Origin of the sequence: Bradyrhizobium sp. LB8.2 (assembly GCF_040548035.1) — a bacterium.
Taxonomy (GTDB): Bacteria; Pseudomonadota; Alphaproteobacteria; order Rhizobiales; family Xanthobacteraceae; genus Bradyrhizobium.
On sequence record NZ_JBEPQV010000041.1, the window covers coordinates 44807 to 58516 of the forward strand.

The window sequence follows — 13710 nt, forward strand, 5'->3', positions numbered from 1 at the left end:
ACGACAACACAATGGGCAGGAACAAGACCATCTCCGAACGGTTGTGGGCCGCGGCGATCTGGGCAGCCGTTATCTTCTTCATCGTAAACTTCATGGCGATGATTGCGACCGTCGTGATCAACTCCTTCGGAACACGATGGCTCGGAGCGTGGCTGCCGGCCGGCTATACGACGCGCTGGTATCGTTCGGCGTGGGACGAATTCCAACTCGCCGACGTGTTGATCACCACCTTCCAGGTGGTCGGAGCCGTGGTGCTGCTATCGGCGCTGTTCGGCGTACCCGCAGCCTATGCGTTGGCCCGCCGCAACTTCCCCGGCAAGCAACTCGTGATGCTGCTGTTCCTGCTGCCCCTGATGATCCCCCCGATCACATTCGGCATTCCGCTCGCGACCGTGCTCTACCAGCTCGGCGTCGGCGGAACGCTTTGGGGTGTCATCATTGCCAACCTCGTGCCGACAGTACCCTTCGTCATCCTGGTGATGATACCATTCATCGAGCAGATTGATCCGCGGATCGAGGCGGCGGCCCGCGTGTTCGGCGCCGGGACCGGGCGGCTGTTCGTCTATGTCCTGGTCCCGCTGCTCGCGCCGGGCATCTTGGCCGCGCTACTGCTGGTGCTGGTACGCACGATTGCGATGTTCGAACTGACTTTCTTTACCGCCGGCCCCGACAGCCAGACGCTGGTCGTCGCGCTCTACTACGCCGTCTATGCAGCCGGCGTGAGAGCGGGCCAGTCGATCGACGCGATGGCCGTCATCTACATGATTACCACATTGGTCTGGCTCCTGATCGCGCTGCGTTTCGTCGATCCCACGCAAATGGTCGCCCGCGCGAAGCAGGAGGCGGCGCGGTAATACAAGGTGCCTACCTGTGTGGCTTGCGAGGCCGCCGCGGCATTCACGGCGAGGTGGTGTCCACGAGCAGCGAATCGGTGTTTACGCGATCACCCTCATTGGGCGAAGTGACAGATGCTCGCCCCTCCGTCGCCTTTCCGAGCGATGGGCTCACTGTTCGCACCGACCTCCTGCACGATCGGGCAGCGCGTCCTAAAACGGCAGCCGGACCGCTGATTGATGGAAAACCAGCATCCGACGCTGAACGGGTCCCGATTAGACACCGCCGATGTAGGCGCGGGGCGGATTGCGATAAAGCTCGCGGCTTCGTCGATCGCGACGATCCTGCCCAGTATCACCGGGATCCGGTCGCGGATGTAGCTGACAACGGCCAGATTGTGCGCGACGAACCCATGAGTGAGTGGAAATTTCTCCTGAGGTCAACGAGCAGATCGAGCACCTGCGATGGAAACCTCGAGTGCCAATATTTGCTCTCAATCAGTTTCGGCCGCACCAGCGCCGCGCGATGTCCAGACTCTCGTGCTGCTCACTTGAGAATTCGAGCGGATCGTCCTGCCCGTGAGGCCTCAATCGTCGACCGGCGCAACGATTGCGGTCGCAGCTTCCTGGAAGCTGACGTTCACACCCTGCCGAAGAGATCGATGATGTTCTGAACGGAGGAGCGGCCCTTAACGACGGTGCATCGCAGGGCGCAAGACGAGGGGGCTTATGCCCCCTCCTCGGCTGCGAGCGCTTCGCCGCGTTGGCGCATGAGTTCAGCGAGTTCAAGCTCGAGCGCCTTACGCTCCGCCGGCGTAAACAGGCATTCGCGGAGCTCGGCGCGCAATTCTGCGATGGTGTCGATGGTGATGATCGCATCTCCGGTCGAAGGGAAGCAGGCCCCGCCTTCCGGTGGAGCCCACTCGGCAGAGCTTCAGTCCCGGTTCGGCCGGGACCAGATCAGTTGGAGCCCTTCCGCACCTTCGACCTCGGTCAAGGTGGCGAAGATCGGAGCGGGGAAGCTCGGGTCGTCCAGCTTGACGGAGAGGTAGTCGCGCTCGGTCTCCTTAGCGGTCTTCTGCCAGGCCGCGCCCAACTCGACGTTGCCCGAGTAGATGCGGAAGTGCGGTCCCTTGTCGGAAGGATTCTCGACGCGGATCAGCTTGGCCTTGACGTTGAGGTTGAGCGTCTTGATTGCGCCGGAGAAGCCATTGCCCGTGGAAGTGAAGGTGCCGATGGTAGCCATTGTCTCATTCCCTTGGTTTTCTCGGGCCGCGCCTATCGCGACCTCGATGGCGGTCGTGAGACCGGAGGCGATCGACCTGCACCTAAAGGGCCGAAATGAAATGGAGGACGGCCGGCAGCGACTTTCTTGGACCGCGAGGAATGGTGCGCAGCGCCAGGGGAAGAAAGTCGAGGACGGACGTTGCAGGGGCAAGATCGAGAGCCCGCAAAGCGGGATCGCCCTTCGGTCAGACCAGCCTCTATCGAGGACGCTGATGGGTGCGCCCATCGCGAAAACACATGGAATGAAGACAGGCGGCCCTGGTCGTTTCATCCATTCGCATCTCAAGGCAACGGGCGTCGCAGCGAGACGTACTTCTCCTTAAGTAGGCCACCTAAGCGCCGCGTCATCACCCGCAATGGAAACCGTCGCTGTCAGCAACGTCGGCGCACCTGTCGAACTTGCCATCGCAAAATCGATAACGAGGCTGGCGACGTACTGGCCATGAAGATGCAACCCGCCCTCCGCATCCATGCGACCGACCGCCCTGCGAGGCGTGAAACAGATGCTAGCGTCGCTGGGCATGCCGGCCACCGAGTCCGGGCGATTCCGCTGGCACGCGCGATGAAACGAAGCTGGGCGTTCGGGTTGCAACGCCACAGCGTTGGCGAGGGTTGTGAGCACAATCGGCCTCTGCAGCAATCCGGCTGCCGGGCGCGATTTTCAACTCGAATGTTATTTATTTGGCCGGCGGTCGCAGCGGGCTTTCCGCCCACTTCCGGGCGGCGGGATCGCGCAGCGGATCGTCCTCGCAGACCAGGCAGACGTAGCGCGGCCGGCCGGGCGCGACGTCGTCCGGCACGGCCGTCATCGGCTTACCGCACTTCGGGCACAGCTTCCGGCTGAGGTAGAGCGGAGTCATGGTTTTTGCCTGCCGGGACCAGCTTAGTTCCCCGTGCGCCGCGAGCACAAGTCAATCGACGAAAATTGTCCGCATGCACCAGACCGCTTGACGCGGAGCGCGTCTCACACTGAAATCCGATTTTCAGTGATGTGGCGGGGTGGCGTCGTGGAAGAATTTTACAGGGGCTTCGCGCAGCGGGCGCGCGATCTGGCGGAGAACGCGGACCCCTTCACCAAGCGGCGGCTGCTCGACCTAGCCCAGCGATATGATCTCAAGAGCAGACCGGGAGCCCCGGGCGGCCGGACCCTCCCGCCACCGCGCGCGATGCCACCGACGGCGCTGTTTTCCGGCTCCGGCGAAGCTTAAGACCAGTCGGAGCGCGGCCCGGTCGTCGGTTTTCTATGTTTTCATCGACCGGTCCGGGTGTCGGCCGCCCGCGGTCGCGGTGCTCGCGTTAGTACAAGCTGGCCCTACAGCACTGAACCGCGCTGGCGCAGGCGCGCCGCGAAGGGTCATCGCCTGCGCCGCGCGATCTCGTCAGCGACCATGCCCTCCGCCCGCACCAGCCGTTCATGCAGGGTCTCGAACATATCGAGGATGTCATCATTCGGTTCATTCTTGCCCTGCTCGATGGCTTCGGCGACGAGCTCATCGAGAGGCGTCTCCTCCAATTGGCCTTTCTCCAAGAGCTCTTCAAACAGACTGTCGCTGCTCGGCTGCGGTTGGATGCGACCGTCGGAGTTGCACCAGACTGTGAATGTCTGAAGTCCCAGAACAGCGTGCTCGACCATCTCCGCATCCAACGGAATCGTCCCCCAGGCCTCGCCCGCCTCGTCCGCGAACCCCGCCACGTACATCCGCTGCTCCGTGGCGCCTTCATCACGAGCCTGGAAGAACGGCGTGAGGATGATTGGAGGGTGTTTTGCCATGACGATCTCTCCGAACGCTTTACGTCGACCCGGCGCAGCAGCCGGATTAGCGCGGGTAATTTGATCACACGAAAAAGGCAACCTGGGAACGGCGCCTCATCGCCTTACGCCCGCTGCTTGTCTCGCCGGCGAGAATTGATCTGCGCCATCAGGATCGGGCCAAGCGAAAATTCGCCGACCTCGGCTTTTCGCGTCAAACCGCGCAGATAACCGCCGGCGGAATTGATCGCCGTCCCGCGCTGCAGGATACATGCGACGACGATGGCTGCGGGGACCTCGCCCATAACCTTTTGAGCCTCCTCCCAGGCGCTCGGGCTGATGCCCAGCATCGCTCGCACAACGGTCGCGGTAGCGAGGAAATCGCGCCAGTTCGAAACCCCACCCTTCGCATAGTCGACGATGTCAGGACACGCACTCAGGACCATTCCTAACGGATACGCCCCCTCCCCGACTCGCGAGGGTTGAGGTTTGGGCTCAACTCCCGCCGCCCTGCCTTCTCGAAGGACAGGTTCAAGATCAATAAGGGCGTCTGGTTTTGAATTCTGTATGTGGCGCTCAGAATGGGACTCATTGGCGCTCGGATCCTTGGATTTGATGTGTGCTTCCAGAAGATTGAGTACGTCGTCGGCAAGCTGAGATAACTCGTCGGCGATCGGCTCGAGCTCCTGGCGCGTAGCCGTGCGCGGAATCTGGTCGACGATCGCGCGGAAGGCGGCGTGGACAACCTGCCAATCGGCAGGCCCCTGCCCTCCCCTTCGCGTCGGGACGGCTTCCTCAATGCCCGTTGCAATCATCTTCGCGATGTCGCGCCGGCACAGCGTGATGCGCTCTCGTACGAGCTTGAGCGCGCGGGCCTCGGCTTCGATATCGGCCGCCAGGCTCTCGAACTCCTCCGAGCGCACGACCAGCGGCGACAGGTCGAAGCCGAAGGCGAGCTCGATTTCACCGGCATTGTCCTTCCGCGCATAGCGCTTGCCATTCGGACTGTCGCGCCGAACGATCAGGCCCGCGTCGACCAGCACAGCGAGATGGCGCCGCAGCGTCGATGCCGGCATGCCGTGCGCGCGCCGGGTGAGTTGATGGTTTGACGGAAAAACAATCAGATCATCCTCCCCTGTCAGCGCCGTCTCAGGATGGAAGGTCAGCAGCGCATTTAACACCGACAGCGCGCGCTCCGACACGCCAAGGCGCGGCCGCGCCGTGCAGATGGCATGGAAGATCCTCCATTTGTGCACGATCTTTTCGGGGGAACGTTCCGTTGCGACCATCTGGCTTGCCACATGGGCAAGCGTCAGCGATCGCCGCCCAAAGGGCGTCGTTGGGGAGTGTGACTGCATGTCTTTGCCTCAGCTGGGCAAAGAAAACCTGCTCGCCGAAACGGCGATAAAATCGCATAGAAACTCTTGACTGCGATTCGCGAAAGTGATTCTCTGTCAGTCGCCAAACTTGAAGAGAAGGCTTCCGGAACTCCGTTTCGGGGGCCTTTTTTCTTTTCCCTTGTCTGCTCCTGGTTCGGGTTTACGGGACGAGGCGATTAGACCTCGGTAGTTTCCTGACCGCCGCTCGTCTTGGAAAAGGCGTCGAACAGCGCCGGGAGTTGGTCCACAAGAAACGCCGCGAATGTCACCGGAACATTCTTGTCGATGGTGAGCTTTAGTTCGCGGTCGGTGTGACGGATCTGGGCAATCTTGTCGCCGGATGCAGACAAAACTGGCTTCTCTTCCGATGGCTTCGATGTCCCCGCGGGAGATGGACGGCTTGCTGCTGAGAATGCTGCGAGAAATCGCGCGTCGGTTTCCCGCTCTGCAAATTTCGGTTCAACGATCGCCGCTCTCACACGTTTGAGCGCGGCGGCATCCTTGATTAGTTCAGCGAACGACTGCCAGCGGCCGCGGCCAACTTTCGGAGCCTTCCCGATCGCTTGGATAACGTCGGTTGGAACCGATCGAGCGACGGCGAGAAGTTTCGAGGCCTCCGCTCGATCGATCGACAACGCATCTTGCACGACTGACCGGCTATGCCCGGCATCTTCGATATGCATCGCGAAGGTCGCGCGCTCTATAAAACTCAAATCTTCGCGCGGTGCGTTCTCAAGTCCTTGCGCCACGACAAGCGCTTCATCTGACAATGACCGCAGGATCGCTTTGACGGGAATGCCCAATTCGCGCGTGGCGCGAACGCGGCGATGACCATAGGCGCTCTGGTAGCGCCCTTTCGCTTCGGGATGCTCCCGAACGAGAATGGGCACCTCTTGGCCACGTTGTGCGATTGACTGTTTAAGTGCCTCGAACGAGCTATCATCATTGTCGCGAAACCGGTCGGACAGGGGTGACGGATCAATAAGCGAAGGGTCGATTTCAAGGATCACGGCCCCAGATGCAATTCTTTCGCGAAGCTCCTCGTTCTCTTTCTCGACTTCGGAAAAAGAATCCTTCAACGAGCGGACCGAGCCCGACGAGACCCGCGGCAAGGCGCCGGGCATGTTGTCAGCTGACAACGGGCTAGATTGCGGGGCCGTGAAAAGGCTCTTGATGGTGTCAGTACGTTTGCTCATCGACCCCACACCTTCTTGAGAAGTTGCGCAACTTCGGCATTGACCGCGTCGACTGATTCCAGTGCCCGGTCGTAGGCGCCTCGCCCTACCGTGCCGCGCTCCAGCTCATAAAGTGACTGCTTGGTGAGACCGGCATTAGCGATTGCAGTCGATTTCCAAACGGTGGCCTGGAGCACATCCGATCCAAAGAGATTGCGAAGGAGCGCCACGATTTGAGCTTCGGGCACGTCGTTGGGATCGTGTCGCGTGATGACATACCGGATGAAATCGTGATCAAGTCGCCCGCCAGCTTCCTCGATGACGGACATGAGATCCGACGTCATGAGGAGAAATTGGCTCATCGATGCGACATCGACCATCTGCGGATGGATGGTCACGAGCATCGCGGTGGCCGCGTTTAGCGCGCCCATGGTCAAGTAACCAAGTTGGGGTGGGCAGTCGATAACAACGACGTCGTAGTCGTCTGCAACCTGGTCGATGGCGCTGGCGACGCGGCGAAAGAACAGGTCGTGTCCGCGTTCACGCCGCTCGATCATTGCGCGAGGCGTATGGTGCTCGAACTCCATAAGCTCGAGATTGCCTGGAACGAGGCCTATCCCGTCAAAGTAGGTCTTCCGGACGATCTCGCGCATCGGCCGGCGGTGCTCGTCATATCGGATGGCACCATAGAGGGTTTCATTCGCCCCAATATCAAACTCGGGCTGGTACCCAAACATCGCGGAAAGCGAAGCTTGCGGATCGAGGTCAATCGCAAGGACCCGAAAGCCGGCAAGGGCAAGATACTGTGAAAGATATAATGCCGTCGTCGTCTTGGCGGAGCCGCCCTTGAAGTTCGCTACGGTGATAATTTGGAGCTTGTCGCCCGGCTGGCGGCGCGGGAGAAATTCCAGCGCTTCTCGAGGGCGCGCGCTGGCTAGGTACCCGCGCAACTCATGAATCTGGGCCAGGGTGTAAGATCGGCGCCCCCCGGGACCCGTCGCCGGGTTCGGTCCAAGTCCGTCGAGCGAGAGCTGTCGTAGATACCCATCGGACACGCGCGCAATTCGCGCTACCTCCCCTGAGGTGAACGAGCGGAGAGACTTGCTTGCTGAGGGCGGAAAAAGCGTCGTCGCGAGCGACCGAAGTTGACCGGAAAGAATGCCGGCGTGGCGAGTGATCCGCGCAGATGCTGTCTCGCTCGTAGCAACCGATTGTTCCGCTAAGCTCGCCATTTGCTTTCTCAAGACGGTTTCTGCGCGTCAGACGCCTAATCTCCGTCTTGAGAGATGGCCACGATTCTATGATTTGAGCAAGAATTAAAGGGTTAATGACTTATTAACGCTCGATGGCGCGCCCCACGGCGAGCTGGGCCTTTTTGACCCACCGCCTTGCTGTTGTCAGCTGACAACAACGGCTTCGGCGAGTCGGGCGAACCTCCACTATGGTGTGAGTCGGCCGGCCTTCACGAGTCTCCAAGCTTCATTTCGTAGCTCACCAACTGCTGCGCTGAACGGTGCTGCCGCCGCCGGAGCTCGAGCAGCGGGACGCACTCCGCGGCGCAGCCTCCGTTGAGTGCTCAATCTCAGACCATGTACTGCAAACTCCAGAGAATCGCGCCACCGTGTGGCGTCGGTTCCCCCTGCCATTCGCCCGACGCCGCACCCCCCCCCACGAGGAGCGCCCTCCCCGCCTCATCTACGACACTGGCCTTAGGCTCCCGAGCTGGATGGCGAGCCAGGTTAAAGTGGCGATGTCGGTTCGCTGCGGTTCTGCGGCCCGCCGGACCGTCTCGGTGTCTATCGAGGGGTTGGCCGCGTCACTTCGCTGCGCTGTCGCTCGCCCGAAAAGACGAGCAGCAGGACCGCACGGTCGCAGGGGTCCACCAACCGGTTGGACGAATAGCTCGCGAGCAACCGACCAAGCACACCCCAGGTCATCCGCTCTTGCTCTCCCTCCGCGCTGCCGTGAGCACACCGACGGACCACCAGCCGCGACGTCGATCTCAGGCTCAGCGCTGCAAAGGGACCCTCCTGCCCTTGCCAGGATACAAGGTGCCACCGCCCGCCGACCATCGCTCCATCGGGGCGCGTGCGATCCGGCGAAGGAACGGAAACGTGCAGTCGGGGCCGTCACCTCGACCGGCATGACGGGTTGCGGATCAATCTTGCGCGGGGCCGGATCCAACTCATGATGCTGGAAGCCGAGGTGAGGGCAGGCGAACCTGCTGCCGGAGCTTGGTCGATCATAGGCCGACATCGGGCGGAGCCATAACCGTGCGTCATCCGGAAGAACCAGCTGAAGAGCACGCCGGCCTCCCGGTCGGCTGCCTCAGTCCTATCAGGAGGTATCCGAGGCGTCTGTCGTAGGAGCAGTACTCCTTTGGCGAGAAGCAAGACCGTCGAGCGAATACGATCTTCCCGATGGTGGGTGCTGTCGCGGATACCTGCGTGACACTTGAAGCCGACCTGACATGCGGAACGCCGACTCGAGCTATGGTGCCACCAACCACCCGGTGAGCATTGTTGTCAGCTGACAACAATGGCCTTCCCAAGGGGATGGATGTTGTCAGCTGACAACAGTTTGTGCCCTCCGGCCATCCGTGGCTCCAACTCGCCGAGACACGACCGTATCGCATCAGTAGTCGCCGTCGATCCGCGCCCCGAGGAATTCAAACCCGGGAAAGGCGCGGGCGAGGACCGGGACGAGGTCGTCGTCAGCCCGGATGATCTACCAGGACGGCCTCAGGGGGAGGCAGCGTCCGGGAGACGGAGAAGAGGGGAGGCGTTCACAGACAATTAACCATAAAGATTGACCTCACACGCCGCGAAGGCCGCGCGTCTTGGCGGGTCTGCCGGGGATACCCCTGGATCGACGCAACCGATCGGGGACTGCCCGCACCGTCGACCTGAGTGGGCCCAGATTAGCGAGGCCTAAGATCCTGACAAATCTACCCAGCGGCGAGGCCGGTCCTTCCTTCAGTGTATCCGTGGAGATATTGAGGGATACACGATGAGGACTGGATGAGCGCACATGGCCTTCCATCAAGAAGCCGGAGACCGACGCGCTCGCCCGCAAGGTGGCGGCGCTGAAAAAAATCGGCGTTACCGAAGCAGTGCACGCGGCACTCGCCCATGAGCTCGCACGCGAGCAGGGTAAGCTGTCTTTGGTCGAACTCAGCGTCCAGTTTTGCCGGGATCTGCGCGCCAGGGGCAATCCGCACCGGGCGCAGCCCGCCGACAAGGCGTTCCGCGACGGTCTGTATGAGGACACCTGGCGTTCATTGACATTTTGGCCTTGACCGCGCTCTTGACCGACGAGGACGAGGCACGCGAGTTTTTGGCCCGCCTGCAGCGGAGCGGAACGCGTCTCACGTCACCGACGGTCGCGGTGGCGCCTGAGACGCACGGCTCGGGCTCGCGCTCGACGCCTTCGGCAAGGGCCGGCATCCGGCGAGCCTCAATTCCGGGGGCTGTTTTGCCTACGCTTGCGCCCAGCATCTGCCGCAACTCTTGATGTTCAAGGGCGGCGACTTTCCGCAAACCAATATCGAAGCCGCCTAAGCGACCCCGGCCGGGCGGTCGCGGCATCCGGAAAAGAAGCGGCTTGTCCGGAGTAGGGCCGGGGGTTGGCACGGAGTGCGGTTTTGTGGTCGATCTGAAGCTAGGCGGCGAAGATTTTACCACGCTGCGGGCTCGGAATCGTTGATTACGCGGTGACGACCAACCCAGTCGATAAGAGGTAGTTATCGATAGTGAGGGTGACGGGAACCCGCGTCGCTATGACGGAATCCAATGCTATGTTAGCTTCCGTTTCGTCCATTCTCGTTAAGGTTATCAAGATCTTGCCGACAAGCTACGAAATCCCCGATCCGCTGCCCTGGGCTCAACTCGCCGGTCCGCTCGCGGCCGCCGAGGATACAGTCGCCCGGCTCGACGAGCGGCTAGCCAAAAGCCTAATCCGCGACGGCACAATCAGCCGGATGCACTTCGCCGACGCCTGCGCCAGTCTGTGGCTTGAAGGCGAACTTGTCCACCTCGACGACTTGGTGCTCCACGACGCCGGCATGGATGTCCGCACCCCCACCCATGAGCTGACCCGGGCCCATGCCGTGTTGCGCGTCCGTCGGCGCATCGCCGAGGCGAAGCCCGATTGGGCGCTGTCAGCTGCCGGACTAGCTGACCTCCGGGGCCGAGGCGAGCGAGAGGAGGGGACGGGCAACCGGAAGGAAGTTGAGGAAAGTCTCGGGGTTGACGAAGACGCGGAGCGGGAGGAGGTGGGTTTCGAAGGGCCGCTTGGCGCCACCGATCCCCACCTGTCCGCAGCCTTCGCCGCTGTCGACGCCGCGAACGCCAGGGCAGAGCGCAGGCTCGCCGACGAGGCTCGGTCGCGACCGGAGCGGGATCCGCTAGTTTACGATCCCGACTGGGACGAGGAAGGCCGTCTGGATCACTGGCGCGGTGTGGTCAACCAGACCCGCGGCTTGCCGCCGACCTTGGCGGCGGCGATCGCCGCGGATGCTTGGGATGCGATCGAACCGCTCGAACACTCGCCTTGGCTAGGCCGCCTGCTCGCAGCTAGCGTATTGCGCGACCGCGGCAAGACACGCTGGCATCTGCCGTGCCTGCATGCCGGGCTGAAGGGCATTCCGCGTGAGGGCCGGCGGCCACGCGACGGCGCAGCGCGGCTTGTCGTGCAGCTCGAGGCGATGACGGCCGCCGCCGAGGCCGGCCGCAAGGACCACGACCGCTGGCTGATGACCAGAAACCTGCTCGCCCGCAAACTCGCCGGCCGGCGCGCCACTTCAAAACTGCCAGCTCTCCTTGACTACGTGTTGACCCGGCCGATCGTCTCGGCCGGCATGATCGCGGCGGAGCTCGGGATCACGCCCCGTGCGGCCCAAAACCTCGTCGCCGAGCTCGACTTGCGCGAGACGACCGGTCGAGGACGCTATCGGGCATGGGGAATCCTTTAGAGCACGGCGCGGCCATTGAGACCGCAAGCACCCCCTATGTGACTCTCAGCTTGGGAGGTCCTGGGGGCACCTCGCAGGTTCAGTCGTCCTAATTCGGCCGGGGGGTTCGCTTAGATTAGTGTTAGTTATCGTAGCCTGACTACGATTTTGGTATCCAATTCAAGCTTGCGGAATTTTAGAATTGTTCATAATATCGTAGCATGGCTACGACTCACAGGGACAAACTAAACAGGCTCTATACCCACTCGGCGCCCGCGACGCCGCTGACCTCCGATGACCTCGCCGCCCTCGGGATATCAGCCGACCTGGCCGTCCACTATGTCCGCGCCGGCTGGCTGCAGCGGCTGGCACGTGGTGTCTATTGCCGGCCCAACGATCCGCCCGCCTTACATCCGAGCCTCGTCCTGCTGCAGCGGAGCTTCGAGGGATTGCATGTCGGCGGCAAGTCCGCCCTCGACTGGCATGGAATCCGCCAATACGTCTCCCAACGGCCCATCCTTCATCTGTACGGTTGGAAAGCGGGGCGGCTCCCTGAGTGGTTCACCCAGCGCTTCCCGGCCGAGTACCACCGCAAGCGGCTATTCAAGGAAGAGCCCGGCGCGCTGCTTCATGTCCGGCCCTTCGAGAACCGCAAGGGCGGCCCACTCGTCTCGGCGCCCGAGCGCGCACTGCTGGAGGTGTTAAGCGAGGTTGGCATCCGGCAGCCGCTGCAAGAAGCGCGCGAGCTGGTCGAGAGCACTTACAGCCTGCGCGCCGACGTGCTGCGCGACCTGCTCAAGCGATGCACGAGCGTCAAGACCGTGCGCCTCTGCCTGCAACTCGGTCGCGAGCTTTCCCAGCCTTGGGTCGGCAAGTTCGATCCGTCCCAATTGCCCAAGGGTAGCGACCGGCCGTGGGTATCGCGCTCGGCTGACGGGCTACTGGTGTTGAAGCCATGAACCAGCTCTACCTCGACAGCGCGCGGCTGCTGGCGCGGGTTGCGCCGCTGGTGCTCGTTGACAATACGTTCGCGCTCAAGGGCGGCACGGCGATCAACCTGTTCGTGCGCGACATGCCGCGGCTCTCGGTTGATCTCGACCTAGTGTTTCCCGACCATACCCTGCCGCGCGAGCAGGCGCTTGAACGCATCAACGAAGCCATCCGCAAAAGCGCCGCGCGCCTGCAGAGGCTGGGCTTCCAGACCCACGCGCCGGCCATTGCAGAATCTGGGGAGACCAAGCTGCTGGTGCGGCGTGGCGGCATCGAGGTCAAGATCGAGGTCAACTTCGTCATGCGCGGCGTCGTCCATCCGGTCCGCACGGCCTCGCTGACGCCGAATGCACGCGAGACGCTGCTGGCGGATCTCGAAATCCCGGTGGTGTCGCTCGAAGACGTGTATGGCGGCAAGCTGGTCGCGGCGATGGACCGCCAGCATCCCCGCGATCTGTTCGACGTCATGCAGCTCTTCGCGCACGAGGGAATCACGGCCGGCATTCGCCGGACTTTCGTCGTCTATCTCGCGAGCCATAATCGGCCGGTGCATGAGGTCCTGTTTCCATCGCTGCGGGATATCCGCCAGGAGTTCGAGAACAACTTCTCGGGCATGACCGCCGAGCCTGTTAAGCTCGATGCGCTCTTGGCAGCGCGCGAGCGCATGGTGTGCGAACTGCAGCAAGGTCTGAGTGCCGATGAGCGCCGCTTCCTGCTGTCGCTGGTCGCCGCAGAGCCCGAATGGTCGCTACTGGGCGTGCCCCACCTGGAGCAGCTTCCCGGCCCGCGCTGGAAGCTGCAGAACCTGGAACGTCTTCGGAAGGCCAACGCCCGAAAATTCGCCGAACAATCGGACACACTGGCGCGACTATTCGGATGAGTGGTCGGACTGAATTGCGACCCGGCAGACGATTCCGGCCAAAGGCTTCGATGGGTCATGCACCGCTCCGCTTGACGAAGAATCGCGCCGGGAGTCGGAGGAGGAGAGGCCCCGCCGGGACGGCGGGGCCTGCGAGGTCGAGGTTCAGTCCCGGCTGGGGCGGGACCAGATGAGCTGGAGACCTTCCTGGCCTTCCACCTCGATCAAGGGGGCGTAGATCGGAGCCGGGAAACTCGGATCGTCCAGCTTGACCGAGAGGTAGTCGCGCTCGGTGTCCCTGGCGGTCTTCTGCCAAGCCGCTCCCAGTTCGACATTACCGGCGAAGATGCGGAAGTGCGGTCCTTTGTCAATCGGCGTTCGACTGGGACCCCCTCGTATTGCCGCATCAGCGAATGTTACCCTGATGGCGCCATTGGACTGGTCGATGCGACCTCGACTGATCGGCCGCGCCAAGTGGCTTTTCCG

General features: G+C 62.3%; 13 protein-coding genes. 6 read left to right on the plus strand and 7 right to left on the minus strand.

Annotation, left to right across the window (positions count from 1 at the left end; all coding sequences use genetic code 11):
* Positions 1–11: 11 nt before the first annotated feature.
* On the plus strand, positions 12–854 hold the full coding sequence (locus ABIB06_RS34445) for an ABC transporter permease (protein WP_354052722.1): 843 nt from the start codon (positions 12–14) through the stop codon (positions 852–854).
* Between the two features lie 913 nt (positions 855–1767).
* Here the strand turns inward: ABIB06_RS34445 and ABIB06_RS34450 are convergent.
* Complete coding sequence (locus tag ABIB06_RS34450) at positions 1768–2079, minus strand: DUF736 domain-containing protein (protein WP_247297378.1); 312 nt, start codon at positions 2077–2079, stop codon at positions 1768–1770.
* A gap of 718 nt (positions 2080–2797) precedes the next feature.
* Positions 2798–2980 carry a hypothetical protein gene (locus ABIB06_RS34455; protein WP_148777359.1) on the minus strand — a complete coding sequence of 61 codons (183 nt, stop codon included), beginning with the start codon at positions 2978–2980 and terminating at the stop codon, positions 2798–2800.
* A gap of 147 nt (positions 2981–3127) precedes the next feature.
* Between ABIB06_RS34455 and ABIB06_RS34460 the strand changes: the two genes are divergently transcribed.
* Positions 3128–3328, plus strand: coding sequence for a hypothetical protein (locus ABIB06_RS34460; protein WP_247004992.1), 201 nt, complete (start codon positions 3128–3130; stop codon positions 3326–3328).
* Positions 3329–3474: 146 nt separating this feature from the next.
* On the opposite strand, the gene ABIB06_RS34465 is transcribed toward ABIB06_RS34460, so the two are convergent.
* From ABIB06_RS34465 to repA, 4 genes are all read right to left on the minus strand, one after another.
* Positions 3475–3891 (minus strand): hypothetical protein, encoded by a 417-nt coding sequence (locus ABIB06_RS34465; protein WP_354052725.1) that lies wholly within the window; start codon positions 3889–3891, stop codon positions 3475–3477.
* Positions 3892–3995: 104 nt separating this feature from the next.
* Complete coding sequence (gene repC, locus ABIB06_RS34470) at positions 3996–5228, minus strand: plasmid replication protein RepC (RefSeq protein WP_354069968.1); 1233 nt, start codon at positions 5226–5228, stop codon at positions 3996–3998.
* Positions 5229–5425: 197 nt separating this feature from the next.
* Entirely contained in the window at positions 5426–6445 is a 1020-nt protein-coding gene (repB, locus tag ABIB06_RS34475) for a plasmid partitioning protein RepB (RefSeq protein ID WP_354052729.1), read from the minus strand.
* A complete protein-coding gene (gene repA, locus ABIB06_RS34480) occupies positions 6442–7656 on the minus strand; it encodes a plasmid partitioning protein RepA (RefSeq protein WP_354052731.1) in 1215 nt (404 codons plus the stop codon). Before repA ends, repB begins: the two co-directional genes overlap by 4 nt.
* 1844 nt (positions 7657–9500) lie before the next feature.
* Between repA and ABIB06_RS34485 the strand changes: the two genes are divergently transcribed.
* From ABIB06_RS34485 to ABIB06_RS34500, 4 genes are all read left to right on the plus strand, one after another.
* Positions 9501–9722 (plus strand): type II toxin-antitoxin system VapB family antitoxin, encoded by a 222-nt coding sequence (locus tag ABIB06_RS34485; protein ID WP_502916582.1) that lies wholly within the window; start codon positions 9501–9503, stop codon positions 9720–9722.
* A gap of 498 nt (positions 9723–10220) precedes the next feature.
* A complete protein-coding gene (locus ABIB06_RS34490) occupies positions 10221–11396 on the plus strand; it encodes an RHE_PE00001 family protein (protein ID WP_354052740.1) in 1176 nt (391 codons plus the stop codon).
* Positions 11397–11596: 200 nt separating this feature from the next.
* A complete protein-coding gene (locus tag ABIB06_RS34495) occupies positions 11597–12334 on the plus strand; it encodes a type IV toxin-antitoxin system AbiEi family antitoxin domain-containing protein (protein ID WP_354052732.1) in 738 nt (245 codons plus the stop codon).
* Positions 12331–13245, plus strand: coding sequence for a nucleotidyl transferase AbiEii/AbiGii toxin family protein (locus tag ABIB06_RS34500; RefSeq protein WP_354052734.1), 915 nt, complete (start codon positions 12331–12333; stop codon positions 13243–13245). The genes ABIB06_RS34495 and ABIB06_RS34500 overlap by 4 nt, the downstream gene beginning before the upstream one ends.
* 144 nt (positions 13246–13389) lie before the next feature.
* Here ABIB06_RS34500 and ABIB06_RS34505 read toward each other — a convergent pair whose 3' ends face one another.
* Positions 13390–13650 carry a DUF736 domain-containing protein gene (locus ABIB06_RS34505; protein ID WP_502916583.1) on the minus strand — a complete coding sequence of 87 codons (261 nt, stop codon included), beginning with the start codon at positions 13648–13650 and terminating at the stop codon, positions 13390–13392.
* Between the last annotated feature and the right edge of the window lie 60 nt (positions 13651–13710).